The organism is Streptomyces sp. NPDC028722 (genome assembly GCF_040637655.1).
Lineage (GTDB): Bacteria > Actinomycetota > Actinomycetes > Streptomycetales > Streptomycetaceae > Streptomyces.
The window spans coordinates 157,320-173,847 of the sequence record NZ_JBEZWU010000008.1; the positions used below are offsets into that span (position 1 = coordinate 157,320).

Genomic DNA, 16,528 nt, shown 5'->3' on the forward strand with positions numbered 1-16,528 from the left:
TAGGCTTCCTGTTCGAGTCGCCGTTCACACTCGAAGGGAACCTGATCATGCCGCGCCCCCTGCGGGTAGCCATCGTCGGAGCCGGCCCCGCCGGGATCTACGCCGCCGATGCCCTGCTCAAGTCCGAGGTGGCCGCCGACCCCGGTGTGTCCATCGACCTCTTCGAGCGGATGCCCGCCCCGTTCGGCCTGATCCGGTACGGCGTCGCGCCCGACCACCCGCGCATCAAGGGCATCATCACCGCCCTGCACCAGGTGCTCGACAAGCCGCAGATCCGTCTGTTCGGCAACGTCGACTACCCGACCGACATCAGCCTGGACGACCTGCGCGCCTTCTACGACGCGGTGATCTTCTCCACCGGCGCGATGGCCGACCGCGACCTGTCGATACCCGGCATCGAACTGGACGGCTCCTACGGCGCCGCCGACTTCGTCTCCTGGTACGACGGCCACCCGGACGTGCCGCGCACCTGGCCGCTGGAGGCCGAGAAGGTCGCCGTCCTCGGTGTCGGCAACGTCGCCCTCGACGTCGCCCGCATCCTGGCCAAGACCGCCGACGAGCTGCTGCCGACCGAGATCCCGCCGAACGTCCACGACGGTCTCAAGGCCAACAAGGCCGTGGAGATCCACGTGTTCGGCCGCCGTGGCCCGGCGCAGGCGAAGTTCAGCCCGATGGAGCTGCGCGAGCTGGACCACTCCCCGAACATCGAGGTCATCGTCGACCCCGAGGACATCGACTACGACGAGGGCTCGATCGAGACCCGCCGTGGCAACAAGCAGGCCGACATGGTCGCCAAGACCCTGGAGAACTGGGCGATCCGGGACGTCGGCAACCGCCCGCACAAGCTGTTCCTGCACTTCTTCGAGTCCCCGGCGGAGATCCTCGGCGAGGACGGCAAGGTCGTCGGCCTGCGCACCGAGCGCACCGCCCTGGACGGCACCGGCAACGTCAAGGGCACCGGCGAGTTCAAGGACTGGGACGTCACGGCGGTCTACCGCGCGGTCGGCTACCTCTCCGAGAAGCTGCCCAAGCTGCCCTGGGACATCGACTCCGGCACCGTCCCGGACAAGGGCGGCCGGGTGATCGAGGAGGGCGGCACCCCGCTGCGCTCCGCCTATGTCACCGGCTGGATCCGGCGCGGTCCCGTCGGCCTGATCGGCCACACCAAGGGTGACGCCAACGAGACCGTGGCCAACCTCCTGGACGACTACGCGAACGGCCGCCTGGACACCCCGGCCACGCCCGAGCCGGAGGCCGTGGACGCCTTCCTCGCCGGGCGCGACGTCCGCTTCACCACCTGGGAGGGCTGGTACCGGCTGGACGCCGCCGAGCGTGCCCTGGGCGAGCCGCAGAGCCGCGAGCGGGTGAAGATCGTCGAGCGCGAGGACATGCTGCGGGCCAGCGAGGCGTAACTTCCCCACCCGGTGGGGTGTCGCGGGGGTCGGTGCCGGTGCGCCGGCCGCCGCGCCGTTCGGGCCCCGACCGCCCGGGCGAACGGCTCGTGCGGCGGCACCGGTGGCACTCGACGTCCTGATGCGGCGGCGCACGCCCAGCGCTGCCACGCCGGCCGTCCGAGCATCGTCCACGGGTCCGCCACCGCGGCCGTGCGCGGGGACTGCGACGAGTGCCGTTCACCGAACGGCACTCGCGGGAACCAGCTGTTCGTCAACCCGGTGACGGCCTGCCCCGCTCTGGGCCCCGGCAGGGTGAACGGGGCCCTCCCCTGAGCGGATGGACGGGCGGGCCCCGTTCGCCGGACCATTGTGGACGCCCTACGCGGCGGCACGGCACGGGTGCGCCACGATCGTGTGGCGCGTGCCGCGCGCGTCCCGGGCGCACGGCGCACACCCCGTACGCGGGCGCACACCGATCCGTGACACGCGGCGGCGGGCCCCGGCCGACGTATCGCCCGGGCCAGCGGTGATACTGGGAGGCGCACCCGCCCCCATCAGCAGATTGGCTCATGTCGAACTCCGTCGGCGACCGCGCCACCATCCCGCAAACCGTCTGGGCGGCCCGGGGCCGCCACACCGGCCCCGACCCCGAGGACGTCGTCCGCCGCGTCCTGCACCGGCGCAAGGAGAGCGGGGACATCGACGACTTCGCCGAGCCACCCGCCGGCGAGGACCCGGCCGGGCGCGTCTTCGAGGCACGCTGGCGGGCCGCCGGCACCGTGACCGTACGGGCCCGGCTCACCCTCGTACCGCATCCGAGCCGGCCCGAGGAGCACGAGTGGCGGCTCGTCGCGGAGGCGGAGGGCCCGTGGGACGACACGTGGCCCTCGCCCGCCACGCTGTTCTGGCCCGAGGACGGCGCGGAGGGGACCGACGGCTCCTGGGATCACCACGCCACCGTCCCCGGACTGCGCTTCCGGCAGGCCAACGCGCTGCCCGCGGACGACAAGGAGATGCGGCGCCGGCTGCGGGAAGCGGCCCGCGAGGCCTGGTGCGTCAACGTCGTCGTGCACGAGGCGATGACGCCGGACGAGCGGGGCCGGCTGCCCCTGACCCGGCTGCTGCCTCCCGGCCTGCGGCACCGCGTGGTGGAGCACCGGGCGGCGCCGCAGCAACTGCGGGCCGTCAATTGGGCGCTGAAGGACCTCGGCGTCGAGGTGCCGCGCGGCGGCGCGGTACTGCTGCCCCCCGACCCGGCGCCCAAGGACCACGACGGCCGGGAACACAGCGTGCGCAACGTCTTCCTGGACGGTTCCGAGCCGGCCGAACTCGTCGCGGCGCTGCGGCACTTCACCGCCCGGCCCCGGCCCCTGCCCCAGGCTGCCGAGGAGGCGCTGACCGATCTGCGTGACAACTGGACCCTGAGGACCCCCCAGGAGGAGCTGGAGCGCGCGCGGCGGCTCGTCGCCATGTACGCCGAGGCGCTGGAGGCGATGACGAAGTCCCGGGATCTGTACAAGCAGGCCGCCGAGCAGGCACTGGAGGCGCTGTCCGCCTACCGTGACGTCCCCGCGCCCGCCCTGCCGCACCAGCAGCGGTCCACCACGCGGACGCCGGTCGCGCTGCACCAGTTGACCCGGACGTTCGAGCGGCTGAGGTTCACGGCCAAGGGCCGCCAGCGGCTGGAACCCGCCGCGGGCGCTTCCCCGGACGGGACACCGGCCGAGGACACGGCGGCGGACGGTTCGGTGCAGGGCGGCACGACGGCGGACGGCTCGACGCGGGGCGGCACGGCGGCCGACGGCGCGGGCACCGCTGCCTCCGGCGGGTCCGGCGGCTCCCCCAGCTCCGGCGGCCGGTTGGCGTAGCCCGGAAGCCAGAGGGCAGAAGAGGCGGGAGAAGGCGGAAGGAGAGCGCATGGACACGTCCGACACCCTGCTGGTGATCGCGGCCGTCGTCGCGGCGGCGTTGCTCGCCCTCGCCGTCGCTCTGCTCGTCCGGCTGGTGCGGACCCGGCGTTCGCTGCGGCAGGCCGGTCTGCCGACGGGACCGCGCTGGGTGTTCTGGGGGGCGGTCGCGTATCTGGTGCTGCCCACCGACCTGCTGCCCGACCCCGTCTACCTGGACGACATCGGCGTCCTGCTGCTCGCCCTGCGCAGCCTGCACGCGGCCCGGCCGCTGCCGCCCGGGCCGTCCGAACCCTGACCGGCCACCGAGGCGGCCGGCCACCTCGCCGACGGCTCGGGTACGACCAGGCTGGTGTGCACGCCGACGATGTGGCGATGCGGGCGATGCGGCGACAGGCCGAGGTGTCGCCCTCGTTGCGCCAGTCGCGGGGCCGCCGTCGTCGCGGCCGGCCGAGCGGGTGACCGGGCTCGCGGCGCCGTGGACCAGTGGCGCCGTGGGCCAATGGCGCCGTGGGCCAATGGCGCCGTGGGCCAATGGCGCCGTGGGCCGGTGCTGGCGTGGGCCGGCCGTGGCGCTCGGGGCCTGCTCAGCGGCCTCCCTTCGCCGGGCGCCCGGTGCCCCCGGTCAGACTGGTCAACACGACCGTCAGTGCGGCGAGTGCGGCCGCCGCGGCCGTCATGCCGGCCATCCAGGGCGGCGCCAGCGTAGCCGCCGCCAGACGGGACGGGTCGGGCACGCCGAAGCGTCCGCCCAGCGCCTGGCCCGCGGCGAGCACCGCCGTGACACCGGCCGCGGCCGTCGCCGCGACGAGCCGGGCCTGCGCCGCCCGCGCGGTCATGGCCAGCGCCAGCAGCCCGCACAGCGCCGAGGCGAGCAGCGTGGCCCCGAGCACGCCCTGGGGCAGTCCGGCCCAGTAGCGCGGGGCGTGCGCCGCCCCGCACAGCAGCACCACCGGTGCGGCACCACGTGCGGCATACGCCTGGGACCCCGGCCCCCGGCCGTCCGCGGGGCGGTTGCTGTCCTGCCTCTCGCCGGGCCGCCGTCCCCCGGCCACCCGCTTCCCGGCCGGGTCCTCCTGCGACGACCGCTCCCCCGGGGCGTGCTCCCTGGCCGGCCTGTCGACGGCAGGCCGGCCGGGCCCCTCCGACCTGGTCACACCGGGTGCCTCGGTGCCGGGGGTGGGACGCGGGGCGGTGGTCCCGGGAGGTGCCGGCTCGGGCAGCGGGCGTTCACGCCTCCGGCGGTCCGTGGCCAGGCGGCCGATCAGCTCGGCGAGCTCCTCGACGGGCCGGTGCTCGGCCACCGCCCGCACGGCCGCCTCACCGCAGTGCGGTTCCACCGGAGTGCGGTTCAGCAGCTGCATCAGCCGGGAGACCTCCTCCAGGGGGCGGTGCTCCGCGGCGGCCCGGATCACCTCGTCGGCGCCGTCGCTCCCCCGGGGCGGCCTGGTCAGCAGCGTCACCAGGCGGGTGACGTCCTCCACGGACCGGTCCATCCCGACCGCGCGCAGGGCGTCGGCCGTGGTCCCGGCGTGCTCGGGTGACTGTTCCAGCAGGGTGATGAGCCGGACGACGTCCTCCAGCGGACGGTCGGCGACGGCCGCGTGGACCAGGTCGCGCAGGGGGTCGCCGTACGCGGAGTCGTACGGGGAATCCTGTCCGGAATCCCGTGCGGAGTCCTCCGCGCGGGGTGGCTCGGGCGGCTCCCCGGGCGGTCGTGGGGGCCGGGTCACGAGATGGGGGGCGGGCGTGGGAACGCCGGTGCTGGCCGGTGCCGGAGGTATCAGCGAATCGTCGGGGCGGGAGGGCGAAGAGCGGATGGTCATCTCGGCTCCAGGAGAAGGGCGCGACCGCGCACCTGGCCCCGTGTGCGGTCATGGCGTCACGGAGTCCATTACTAGAAGCGGCTCCTCGGCGCCGCCACTCGGGCGGGGCACAGGTGTGAGACCACCGGGCGGCGCGGGGGAACGCGGCACGCACTCCGGAGCGCGCGGCGGCGCACCGCCGGCACACGCTCGGGCCGCCGGCTCTCTCCCCCGGCACCCGTCCCGCCCAGGTGCGTTCCGCGCGTCTCGGGGCGCATTCTTGCTGTGTTCATACATGTCATCCATCCGGAGGCGCACGGGACGAGGTAGGCCGATGGCTGGGAGTGGCGAGCGGGCCGTCCGTACGCGGGCCCGGCTGGCCGCGTTGCTGGCCGACGCCTCGACCGGCGCGCTCGGCGCGGCCGGCGGCCGGGTGGCGGGCGTGTACCTGCGGTCGGGCAGCCCGGGCACGCTGCGCCTGGCGGTGCTCGTGGGGCTCCCCGGCCCCCTGTTCAGGCCCTGGTGGCGACTGCACGTCGGCCGTCCCTTCCCCGTCGCCGACGCCTACCGGCTCGGTGTGCCGGTGGTCCTGCCGAACGCCACGGAGACCATGCGCCGGTATCCGCAGTTCGCGGCCGGTCTGCCGTTCCCGTTCGGCTCGATGCACGTGCCGGTGCCGGGCGGGACCGAACCGCTGGGGGTTCTCACGGTGCTGCGCCCGTCGGTGGCGGACACTCTCGACGAACTCCTCGACCGGGACATGCTCGTCCAGCTCGCCGAGGGCCTCGGCGAGCGCCTGCGGGTTCTGGCCGACGGCGACGAGAGCGCGGTGGCCTGGGACGGGGAGCCGCTGAGCGTCCGGCCGCCCGCGAGCCGGCCCGCACGCGCGGACTCGGGGCGGTTCAGCTGGAATCCGGCGACCTCCGAGGTGCGCGCCGACGACCGGCTGCACGCACTGCTCGGCCTGCGCCCCGGCGAGTTCACGGGGACGGAGGCGGCGCTCGCGGACGCCGTGGCCCCGGCCGACGCGCACCTGATCCTGGCCGCGCTGCGCGACGCCGCCGCCGGGACACCGCCGGGCACGCCGCTGGACCTGCGGTCCCGGGACGGCACCCCGCGGCTGCTCGACCTGTGGCCGGCGTCCGGTGGCGATACCGGGACGTGGCCGGAGTCCGCAGGCGATACCGGGACGACGGGCGGGCTGGTCCGGGGGGTGGTCTTCGATCCCGGTCCGGGGGCTTTCGCGGACGGCGCGGCCGACGTGCTGCCGCAGGGCGTGTTCTGTCTGGACCGGCTCGGGCTGATCGTGTACGTGAATCCGGCCGCGGCCCGGTTCGCGGGCCGGGAGCGGGCGTGGCTGCTCGGGCGGGCGCTGTGGGAGGCGATGCCGTGGCTGTCCGGGCCGCCGTACGACGATCATCTGCGGGGCGCGCTGCTCGGCCCGGACCCGGTGCACTTCCACGCGCGACGGCCGGCCGGCGACCGGGAGGAGGAAGGTGAGGGCGAGTGGCTGGCCGTCTCGGTGCATCCTGGTGCGGACCTGCTGACCTGCACAATCGTCCCGGCCAGCCATATGGAGACCGCGCTGGGGACGGTTCCCGAGGCGCATGTCCCGGAGGGCACGGTGGTGGCCGGTCACTCGCTGGCACCGCTGTACCGGCCGATCGCCCTCGCCATCGCGCTGACCGACGCGGTGACCGCCCGGCAAGTGTCGGCGGTGGTCATGCAGGAGCTGCTGCCCGCGTTCGGCGGGCGGCGCCTGGCCATCTACCTGCTTCAGGAGCGCCACCTGTACCTGGCCTGGGAGGCCGGCTTCCCGCAGGGCTTCCTCGCCTCGTTCGAGGGAGTCGGCCTGGACGCGCACCTGCCGGGCGTGGAGACCCTGACCACCGGCCGGCCGCTGTTCTTCGAGTCGATGCAGCAGCTGGCCGCCGCCTACCCGGGCATCGCGCTCGACGCCGACGAGGGCGCCCGCGCCTTCCTGCCGCTGATCGCCTCCGGCCGGCCGGTCGGCTCCTGCATCCTCGGCTTCGAGGGCTCGCGCGGCTTCAGCACGGAGGAGCGTACGGTCCTCACGGCGCTCGCCGGGCCGATCGCGCACGCGATGGAGCGGGCGCAGCGCTACGACAGCGAGGCGGCGCTGGCGCGTGGTCTCCAGCAGGCCCTGCTGCCCCGCCGGCTGTCGGCGCACCCGCGGGTGGAGACCGCGGGCCGCTATCTGCCCGGTACGCAGGGCATGGACGTGGGCGGCGACTGGTACGACGTGGTCGGGGCCGGGGACGGGCTCGCGCTGGTCATCGGCGATGTGCAGGGGCACGGGGTGCAGGCGGCGGCCACCATGGGGCAACTGCGCAGCGCCGTCCGCGCGTTCGCGCTGGGCGACCGGCCGCCGGACGAAGTGCTGAGCGGCACCAACCTCCTGCTGATCGACCTGGACCCGGGCCAGTTCGCCAGCTGCTGCTATCTGCGCCTCGACCCCCTCACCGGCCGGACCAGGATCGCCCGCGCCGGTCATCCGCCGCCGCTGCTGCGCGCCCCCGACGGCAGCACCGGCGTGCTGGACATCCCGGGCGGTGTCGTCCTCGGGGTGGACCCGGCCGCCCGCTACCCGGTCACTGAGGTGCTGCTGGAGCCGGACGCGATCCTCGCCCTGTACACGGACGGGCTCGTGGAGCGGCCGGGCGCCGACATCGACGACGGCATCACCGCGCTCCGGCTGGCGCTCGCCGAAGCCGGTGCGGGAGCCGGCCGGGCCGGCCGGCGGTCGCTGTCAGGGGTCGCCGACCAGCTCACGGCCACCGCCCGGCACGCCACCGACCGCCCGGACGACGTGGCGCTCCTGCTCGCCGCCCGCCGCCCGGCCTCCGCACCGCAGGGCCGGCCGCCCCTTTTCACCCCGCCGTTCATGCCGCCCGGTTGACCCCACCGCGCCCTGCCGCCCGGGCAGGTCTGCCGTCGGCCTTCCCTTTCAGGTGCAGCCCGGGTGACGGTCTCGCCTGAGGGCGCCGGGCAGTGTAGACATGGCACATGGTGCGACTGCCCGGCTGGCCCGCGACCCGGTCGTCCCGTGCTTCCGGGCACCCGCGCGCACCGCAACTCCCGACACGCAGCGGGGATGAAGCGGACGGCAGCCGGCCGGGGGTGCTGCGGTCGGCGGTGTCGGGGCGCAGCGTGGCCGGGCAGGTGTTCCTGCTCCAGGTGGTGATCGTGCTGCTGCTGGTCGTCTCGGCCGTGGTGGCACAGGTTCTCCAGGTGCGGCACGACAGCGACCTCGAGGCGACCAACCGCTCCCTCGCCGTGGCCGAGACGTTCGCCCACGCGCCCGGCACGGCCGCCGCCCTGCGCTCCCCCGACCCCACGGCCGTGCTCCAGCCGCGCGCCGAGGCCACCCGCAAGGCGACCGGCGTGGACTTCGTCGTCGTGATGAACACCGACGGCATCCGCTACACCCATCCCAGGACCGACCGCATCGGCAGGAAGTTCGTCGGCACGATCGCCCCGGCCCTCGCCGGCGGCACCGTCACCGAGCACGTCATCGGGACCATCGGCCCGCTGGTGCAGGTCGTGGTCCCGGTCAGGGACCCCGCCGGCAAGATCGTCGGCCTGGTGTCCGCCGGGATCACCACGGCGCATGTGGGCGGGGCCGCCGACCAGCAGCTGCCGTTGCTGCTCGCGGCGGCGGCAGCGGCGCTCGCGCTGGCCACCGCGGGCACGGCCCTGGTCAGCCGGCGCCTGCTGCGCCAGACGCGCGGGCTCGGGCCGTACGAGATGACCCGCATGTACGAGCATCATGACGCGGTGCTGCACGCGGTGCGGGAGGGGGTGCTGATCGTCGGCGGCGACGGGCGGCTGCTGCTCGCCAACGACGAGGCGCACCGCTTGCTGGACCTGCCCGAGGACGCCGAGCGCCGGCATGTGCTGGAGCTGGGCCTGGACGACGGGACGGCGGGGCTGCTGGCCTCCGGGCGGATCGCCACGGACGAGGTGCACCTGGTCAAGGACCGTCTGCTGGCCGTCAACCAGCGGCCCACCGATCTGCGCGGCGGCCCGCCCGGGAGCGTGACCACGCTGCGCGACTCCACCGAACTGCGCGCCGTGTCGGGCCGCGCGGAGGTGGCCCGGGAACGGCTGAACATGCTGTACGACGCCGGGGTGGGCATCGGCACCAGCCTGGACGTGACCCGTACCGCGGAGGAGCTGGCGCAGCTGGCGGTGCCCCGGTTCGCGGACTTCGCGACGGTGGACCTGTTCGACGCGGTGCTCAGCGGGGAGGAGCCGCGGCCCGGGACGGCGCTGCGCCGCGCGGCCTGTGCCGGCATCCGCAAGGACGCCCCGCTGTACCCGGTCGGCGAGCGGATCCGGTTCGTGCCCACCTCACCGCAGGCCCGCAGCCTGGTCACCGGTCAGTCGGTGGTGGAGCCCCGGCTCCACGCCTCGCCCGGCTGGCGCGCGCAGGACCTGGAGCGTACCGACCAGGTTCTGGCGTACGGCGTCCATTCACTGATCGCCGTGCCGCTGCGGGCGGGCAGTCTGGTGCTGGGGGTGGCGAACTTCTGGCGGTCGGAGAAGCCGCAGCCGTTCGACACGGAGGAACTGGCCCTCGCCGAGGAGCTGGTGGCGCGGGCGGCGGTGTCGATCGACAACGCCCGCCGGTACACCCGCGAGCACAGCATGGCGGTCACCCTCCAGCGCAGCCTGCTGCCGCGGACGCTGCCGGAGCAGACAGCGCTGGACATCGCCTACCGCTATCTGCCGGCCCAGGCCTGGGTGGGCGGCGACTGGTTCGACGTGCTGCCGCTGTCCGGTGCGCGGGTGGCGCTCGTCGTCGGTGATGTCGTGGGGCACGGGCTGCACGCGGCGGCGACCATGGGCCGGCTGCGTACGGCCGTGCACAACTTCTCCTCGCTCGATCTGCCGCCCGACGAACTCCTCGCCCTGCTGGACGAGCTGGTCGGGCGGATCGACCAGGACGAGACCCCGGCGACGGGCGCGGCGGTGGTGACGGGCGCGACCTGCCTGTACGCGATCTACGATCCGGTGTCCCGGCGGTGCTCCATGGCGCGGGCCGGTCATCCGCCGCCCGCGCTGGCCCGCCCGGACGGCAGCGTGGAGTTCCTCGACCTGCCCGCGGGGCCGCCGCTGGGCCTGGGCGGGCTGCCGTTCGAGACGGCGGAGCTGGAACTGCCGGAGGACAGCCGGCTGGTGCTGTACACCGACGGTCTGGTGGAGGACCGGGAGCGGGACATCGACGAGGGGCTCGACCTGCTCCGCGACGCCCTGCTCCGTACGCCGGGCGCGTCACCGGAGGACACCTGCCGTACGGTGCTGGACCGGCTCCCGGCCCGGCCGAGCGACGACGTGGCGCTGATCGTGGCCCGCACCCGGGTGCTGGGCGGGGACCGGGTCGCCGAGTGGGAGGTGCCGTCCGATCCGGCGGCCGTGTCCGGGGTACGGGCGTCGGTGACCCGGCAGTTGGCCGGCTGGGGCCTGGAGGAGCTGGCGTTCACGACCGAGCTGGTACTGAGCGAGCTGGTGACCAACGCCATCCGCTACGGGCGCGGCCCGATCGGGGTACGGCTGCTGCGCGACCGCACGCTGATCTGCGAGGTCTCCGACCGCAGTACGACGTCCCCGCATCTGCGGTACGCGGGGAGCACCGACGAGGGCGGCCGGGGCCTGTTCCTGGTCGCCCAGCTCGCCGAGCGCTGGGGCACCCGCTACACCCCGCACGGCAAGGTCATCTGGGCGGAGCAGCCACTGCCCTGAGCGGGCGGCGCCGGCGGCGCGGAAGGCGCCGCGGTCGGCATGCCCGTCAGGGGCCATGTCCGGCCGCGGCGCACGATCGGCGGGTGGGACGGTGGCGGTCAGCTGTCGCTCAGCCGGGAGCGCAGCAGCCGCTTGCCCAGCTCGGCCCCCTTGCGGCTGTCGGCCTGCGCCTTGCGGAACAGGTCGGCGACCTCGTTGTCCCCGTCCCGCTCGGCGTCCTGGACGTACTGCTCCATGCGCAGCGCGTTGCTCAGGCACGCCTCGACGTACCAGATCAGGTTGTAGTCCTTGTCGCGGGTGCCGGTGACGTCGCCGGTCTCGCTGGTGCTGGTCATCCGGTCTCCTCCCTCTGTCGACCCGGTGGTGCTTCCGCTTGCGGAGCTGCCGGGTACCCGCAGCACGTTCCGGACACACCGCCCGATCCGGACGGTCGGCCACTCGTCGATCGGCGCGCCGAGCGGGCGCCGTGGGCGGCCCCGCCGAGAGCGGCGTCACCGGCCTCTGCGGTGCCCGGGATGTCCGGGGTGTTCCGGCCAGGCGTGTGCCGTACCGGACGGTGACGTGTCCGGCGCCCTCCTTGCCGCCGGCGGTGCCGTCCGGGAAGCCGGTGAGGAGGTCGGTGCGGCCGTCGCCGCGGAAGTCGTGGGGCGCGGGTGGGCTGTGACCCGGCGGCGCCAGCCGTGGCGGACGTGCGGGAGGGTTCAGCCGAGGGCGCGGTCCAGGTTGAAGGCGGCGCTGATCAGGGACAGATGGGTGAACGCCTGCGGGAAGTTGCCCTGTTGGCGGCCGGTGCGGCCGATCTCCTCGGCGTACAGGCCGAGATGGTTGGCGTAGGTGAGCATCTTCTCGAAGGCCAGGCGGGCCTCGTCGAGGCGGCCGGCCCGGACGAGCGCCTCGACGTACCAGAAGGAGCAGATGGAGAACGTGCCCTCGTCGCCGCGGAGTCCGTCGGGGCTGGCCTGCGGGTCGTAGCGGTAGACGAGTGAGTCGGAGACCAGGTCGTCGGTGAGGGCATCCAGGGTGGACAGCCACTTGGGGTCGGTGGGGGCGATGAACTTGGCGAGCGGCATCATCAGCAGGGAGGCGTCGAGGACGTCGCCGCCCTCGTACTGCACGAAGGCGCCCCGGCGCTCGGACCAGCCGCGGTCCATGATCCGGCGGTAGACGGTGTCCCGGGCCCGGCGCCAGCGGGTCAGGTCGGCGGGCAGGCCGCGCCGGTTGGCGAGGCGGATGGCCCGCTCGATCGCGACCCAGCACATCAGCCGCGAGTAGAGGAAGTTCTTGCGCCCGCCGCGGGTCTCCCACACCCCCTCGTCGGGCTGGTCCCAGTGGTCGCAGACCCAGTCGACCAGCTGGCACACGTCGTCCCACTGACCGCTGGAGATGGGCTGGGCCCACGTGTCGTAGAGGTAGATGGAGTCGATCAGCGCGCCGTAGATGTCGAGCTGGAGCTGGCCGGCGGCGGCGTTGCCGACGCGGACCGGTGCGGAGCCCTGGTATCCCTCCAGGTGCGGCAGCTCGCGTTCGGGCAGGTCGGCGCGGCCGTCGATGCCGTACATGACCTGCAAGGGTCCGGTGCCGTCGCCGCAGCCGGGGCTGATGTGCGTGGTGACGAACCGCATGAAGGCCTCGGCCTCGCCGCTGAAGCCGAGCCGCAGCAGCGCGTACACGCAGAACGCGGCGTCCCGCACCCACACGTAGCGGTAGTCCCAGTTGCGCTCGCCGCCGAGCTGTTCGGGCAGGCTGGTGGTGGGGGCGGCGATGATGGCGCCGGTGGGGGCGTAGGTGAGGAGTTTGAGGGTGAGCGCGGAGCGGTGCACCATCTCGCGCCAGCGGCCCCGGTAGCGGGACTGGTGGAGCCAGTGCCGCCAGTAGGCGACGGTGGCGGTGAACTCGTGCTCGGCCTCGGCGTGGGCACAGCCTCGCGGGGCGATCCGGGCGCCGACCTGGTCCAGGGCGAACACCGCGGAATCGCCCTCGTCGAGTTTGAAGTCGGCCCACGCGTCGCGTTCGCCGTACTCCAGGGCCGCCGTGGAGGTGAGTGTCAGGGACAGGTCGGGCGACTCGAACAGGATCATGCCGTCCAGGGCGTGCACGGTGTGCGGGGCGGCGCCGTAGTCGAAGCGCGGGGCGACCAGCGCCCGGAAGGGTACGGTGCCGCGGACGCAGACCACGCGCCGGATGAGCCGGTGCCGGCCGGTCTCGGAGCCCTTCGTGCCGACGGGCATGAAGTCCTGCACCTCGCCGGCGCCGTCCTCGGTGAAGAACCGGGTGATCAGCACGTTGGTGTCGGGGAAGTAGAACTGTTTGGTGCGGGCCGGCACGGTGGGGGCCAGCTCGAACCGGCCGCCGCGCTCGGCGTCCAGGATGGCCGCGAAGACGCTGGGGGCGTCGAAGGACGGGCAGCAGTACCAGTCGATCGTGCCGTCGGTGCCGACCAGGGCCACACTGCGCAGGTCGCCGATGAGTCCGTGGTCGGCGATGGGGAGGTAGCGGCGGCGGGGGGCCGCGTCCTCGGGAAACGGCGTCTCGGCCATCGGCGGCCTCCCGGTTCGGTACGGGGCGTGGTCCCGCGATGCGGTTTCCCGCTTACGGGTGTTATCCAGCTTAGGAGCGAGTGGGCCCGCGTGGCGTGGGCAGGTGCTTTCTCGCCGCCCCCGGCGCTTTCCGGATGCAGGGAGCGCCGAGGCGGGCAATGGTGAGAGGGTGCCTCGTTCGGAGGCACCGGCACGGATGCGGTCATCCGGACCGAGGAGGAGGCATCATGTCGACATCCACACCCGAAGAGTCCCGGTCGACGTCGGACGACGTCCGCACCCCGGACGCCCTGCTCCACTCCGCTCCCTCGAGGGACGTCACCCCCGAGGATCTGGTGATGGCGGCGGGCAGGGACGTCACACCGAAGAACCTCGACTGGGCGCGGCAGAAGCTGGAGTCCGAGGGCTCCGCGGCCGTCGAGAAACTGCTGCCCTAGGGCGGTCCGGGGACCGAGGAGACGGACGACGGCACCGGCCGGGCGAGGGAACGCCCGGCCGGTGCCGTCGTGTGTGCGGGGGATGTCGTGCGCCGTGACCGGTGCGGGAGGTCGCGGGTGCCGGCGGTCACTCCGGCAGGGCGGTGTCGTCCGGGATCACGTGCACGGCCGCTTCCTCGGCGCCCGCCGCTCCGCCGTCGATGCCCACGTCGTCGGCGACCTCTTCCTTGACCGTGTCGGTGTGGGCGCCCTCGTCCGGGGCGACCAGGCGGCCCGCGCGGGTCTCTCCGGCCTCGGAGTCGACCGGCTCGCCCTCGCCTCCCGGCAGGTCGCCGATCTCGTCGCCGGCGGGCGGGGTCACGTCCGGGACCTCCTGGCCGAGCCGCTCGTCAAGGGTCTCCCCCTCGTGCTGCTCGGCGGCGGTGATGCCGTGCTTGGTGACGCCCAGGGGGCGTTCGGGCGGGGAGTAGCCCTCGTCGAGGATGTCGTCGTAGGTGCGCTCGTCCACCGCGTCCTGAAGGTCCAGGGGTGCGGCGTCCTCCTGTTCCTCGTTGGTTCCGGTGGGCTGGTAGGCGTCGTCCGCCATGGGGGTCTGCTCGGACTGTTCGCTCATGGTCGCCTCCTTCGCGGTGCGGTCCTGCTCCACGTAACCCGCAAGAGGATCATTAACCCCGCCGTCACCCGGGCCGTGGCCGAACCGCCCCTGATCAGCTCCTGCCGCGTCAGGAGCCGGGGACGCGGTGCCGGGCCGAGGACTGGGTCCTGGCGGGGCGGGGAGGGGCGGAGCGCGACCAGGGGCGGTCACCACCCAGCCTTGTGCCATCCCTCCGGCATATGCAACCCATGTGCGCCAAAGCGCGCCACAGTCTTTGCCCATGCGCTGGGCGCGGACGTCAGCCGCGGGGCCCGGGGACGACGTAGTACAGCCGTACGCCGCCCAGCGGCACGGGCGTCCAGGCGCGGGCGTACCCGGGTGGTGCGGCGCCCACCGGCACCAGCGCGGCGACCGGAATCCGCCGGGCGGTGCGGGCGATGCCGTCGCCGGTGGCGTTGGCGTTGGGTCCGGAGGTGGCGGCCGAGGAGCAGCCGGCCTGGTAGGCGACCGGCAGGGCCTCCTCGCCGGTGACCAGGCAGGGCGGGCGGATGCCCCGGCGGTGCAGCTCCGCCGCGGTGCGGGACCAGGCCCGGTGGGCGGCGGCCGTGCTGCCGGCCGTGTGCACCAGGACCGCCAGCTGTACGGCGAGGTGGGCGGCGAGCCCGGCGCAGACCAGCGTCACCACGACCGGGCGCCGGGAGGGGCGGGGAACCGTCATCAGGTGGACGAGCGCGTCGGCGACCGGGACGGCCAGCAGGGCGTAGGCGGGCAGCAGGAAGCGGGGTGCCGCGTAGCCGATCAGGAACAGGTACGGGAAGGCGGCCGTCGCCGCACAGGCGAGCGGCAGGGCTGTGGCCGCCGTGCGCCGGGCGCGGACGGCGACGGCCAGCCCGAGCGCGGCGAGCAGCGGCAGCACGAACCACCAGGCGGTGAGAGCGGGGTGCGGCGGGCCGCCGGTGCACGGCCGGCACAGGGTCCGCCCGCCGAGGCTGCGCAGTTGGTCGACGACGGCGAGGTGCCAGCCGAGGCCGCCCTGGATCGCCGAGCCGTCCGCCAGCCGCCGGGCCAGGCCGCCGTAGCGCGTGTACGCCTCGATCACCCACTCGGCGGCGCCGGCGGCGAGGCCGGTCAGCAGCACGAGCAGCGCCCGCCGGTGGCGTCGGCCCGCACCGAGGACGAGCAGCGGCAGGGCCGCCCAGACGGCGTCCGTCGGCCGCATCAACGCCATGAGCGCCGCGCTCCCGGCGAGCCCCGCGAGGGCCGCCCGGTCCGTCCCGGCACCGTATGCCCCGGCGCGCAGGAAGCAGCCGACGGCGGTGAGCGCGCCCACGGCCACCCAGTAGTTGGGCATGGCCTGCGGGCCGTAGAACAGGGTCACCCACAGGGAGGCGAAGAGGGCACCGGCGAGCGCCAGGACACGGACCGGGAACAGGCTCCGCCAGACGCGCAGCGCCAGGTACAGGGCGAGGCCGGAGAGGACCGCGAGGTAGATCCGCAGCAGGACCGTGGAGGACGACCAGGCGGCGACCGGCGCGACGAGCAGGGAGACGCCCCGGGCGCGCGGCGCGCTGAAGAACGAGGCCGGGGCGTGTGCGGCGACCTGGCTGACGTACACCGTCTCGTCCCAGCCGAGGCCGGTACCGGGGCCGAGGAGGAGCAGCTGGGCGAGGGTGAAGACGGCGGCGACGGCCGCGAGCGGGGCGGTGGCGCGGGCCCGGGTACGAACACCGTCCGTCGCCGGATGCGCGGCGCGTCGCTCACGGCGCGCGCCGGCGTGTGGGGTGTCCGTGCTGCCGGTCATGGATCACCGCTTCTCGCCTACAGCTTCCTCACGGCCGCTCCCCCACGGCTCACCGGCCCGTACGGGGCGGGCCCGGAACCGGGAAGCCACCGCCAAGCTAGCCCGCTCCGTCCGCCCGCGCGGCGCGGGTACGGCCATCCGGCGCACCGACGGCCGAAGGGGCGCGGGGAACTGCGCGCCCGGCCACGGGAGGCCCCGCCCCCGACGACGGACACGCACGCTGCCGGGCCGTGGCCCGACTACCCAGGATGCCCGTACGGCCAAGCCGGGTCCGGACCCCGTCAGG

11 protein-coding genes are annotated in these 16,528 nt (G+C 74.6%); 6 read left to right on the forward strand and 5 right to left on the reverse strand.

Annotated elements, in window-relative coordinates; genetic code table 11:
* The first annotated feature begins 47 nt into the window (after nt 1–47).
* The 3 genes from AB0F03_RS15490 (at nt 48) to AB0F03_RS15500 (ending at nt 3,599) form a co-directional block, all read left to right on the forward strand.
* On the forward strand, nt 48–1,412 hold the full coding sequence (locus tag AB0F03_RS15490) for an FAD-dependent oxidoreductase (RefSeq protein ID WP_361991170.1): 1,365 nt from the start codon (nt 48–50) through the stop codon (nt 1,410–1,412).
* 551 nt (nt 1,413–1,963) lie between these two features.
* On the forward strand, nt 1,964–3,262 hold the full coding sequence (locus tag AB0F03_RS15495; protein ID WP_361991172.1) for a hypothetical protein: 1,299 nt from the start codon (nt 1,964–1,966) through the stop codon (nt 3,260–3,262).
* 49 nt (nt 3,263–3,311) lie between these two features.
* The gene (locus tag AB0F03_RS15500) at nt 3,312–3,599 is read left to right on the forward strand and encodes a YkvA family protein (RefSeq protein WP_361991175.1); all 288 of its coding nucleotides are present in this window, start codon (nt 3,312–3,314) and stop codon (nt 3,597–3,599) included.
* Nucleotides 3,600–3,888: 289 nt separating this feature from the next.
* Here AB0F03_RS15500 and AB0F03_RS15505 read toward each other — a convergent pair whose 3' ends face one another.
* The gene (locus tag AB0F03_RS15505) at nt 3,889–5,127 is read right to left on the reverse strand and encodes a hypothetical protein (RefSeq protein ID WP_361991178.1); all 1,239 of its coding nucleotides are present in this window, start codon (nt 5,125–5,127) and stop codon (nt 3,889–3,891) included.
* Nucleotides 5,128–5,440: 313 nt separating this feature from the next.
* On the opposite strand from AB0F03_RS15505, the gene AB0F03_RS15510 reads away from it, so the two are divergent.
* Both AB0F03_RS15510 and AB0F03_RS15515 read left to right on the forward strand, forming a co-directional pair.
* Entirely contained in the window at nt 5,441–8,026 is a 2,586-nt protein-coding gene (locus AB0F03_RS15510; RefSeq protein ID WP_361991181.1) for a SpoIIE family protein phosphatase, read from the forward strand.
* 107 nt (nt 8,027–8,133) lie between these two features.
* Nucleotides 8,134–10,872, forward strand: coding sequence for a SpoIIE family protein phosphatase (locus tag AB0F03_RS15515; RefSeq protein ID WP_361991184.1), 2,739 nt, complete (start codon nt 8,134–8,136; stop codon nt 10,870–10,872).
* A gap of 98 nt (nt 10,873–10,970) precedes the next feature.
* Here the strand turns inward: AB0F03_RS15515 and AB0F03_RS15520 are convergent, their stop codons facing one another.
* Nucleotides 10,971–11,207, reverse strand: coding sequence for a hypothetical protein (locus AB0F03_RS15520; RefSeq protein ID WP_361991187.1), 237 nt, complete (start codon nt 11,205–11,207; stop codon nt 10,971–10,973).
* Between the two features lie 366 nt (nt 11,208–11,573).
* On the reverse strand, nt 11,574–13,409 hold the full coding sequence (locus tag AB0F03_RS15525) for a glycoside hydrolase family 15 protein (protein WP_361991189.1): 1,836 nt from the start codon (nt 13,407–13,409) through the stop codon (nt 11,574–11,576).
* Between the two features lie 227 nt (nt 13,410–13,636).
* On the opposite strand from AB0F03_RS15525, the gene AB0F03_RS15530 reads away from it, so the two are divergent.
* Nucleotides 13,637–13,846, forward strand: a complete 210-nt coding sequence (locus AB0F03_RS15530) for a hypothetical protein (RefSeq protein ID WP_356822782.1) — start codon at nt 13,637–13,639, stop codon at nt 13,844–13,846.
* Nucleotides 13,847–13,973: 127 nt separating this feature from the next.
* Here AB0F03_RS15530 and AB0F03_RS15535 read toward each other — a convergent pair whose 3' ends face one another.
* Nucleotides 13,974–14,459 (reverse strand): DUF5709 domain-containing protein, encoded by a 486-nt coding sequence (locus AB0F03_RS15535; RefSeq protein WP_361991191.1) that lies wholly within the window; start codon nt 14,457–14,459, stop codon nt 13,974–13,976.
* 280 nt (nt 14,460–14,739) lie between these two features.
* Nucleotides 14,740–16,242, reverse strand: coding sequence for a hypothetical protein (locus AB0F03_RS15540; protein WP_361991194.1), 1,503 nt, complete (start codon nt 16,240–16,242; stop codon nt 14,740–14,742).
* Nucleotides 16,243–16,528 lie beyond the last annotated feature (286 nt).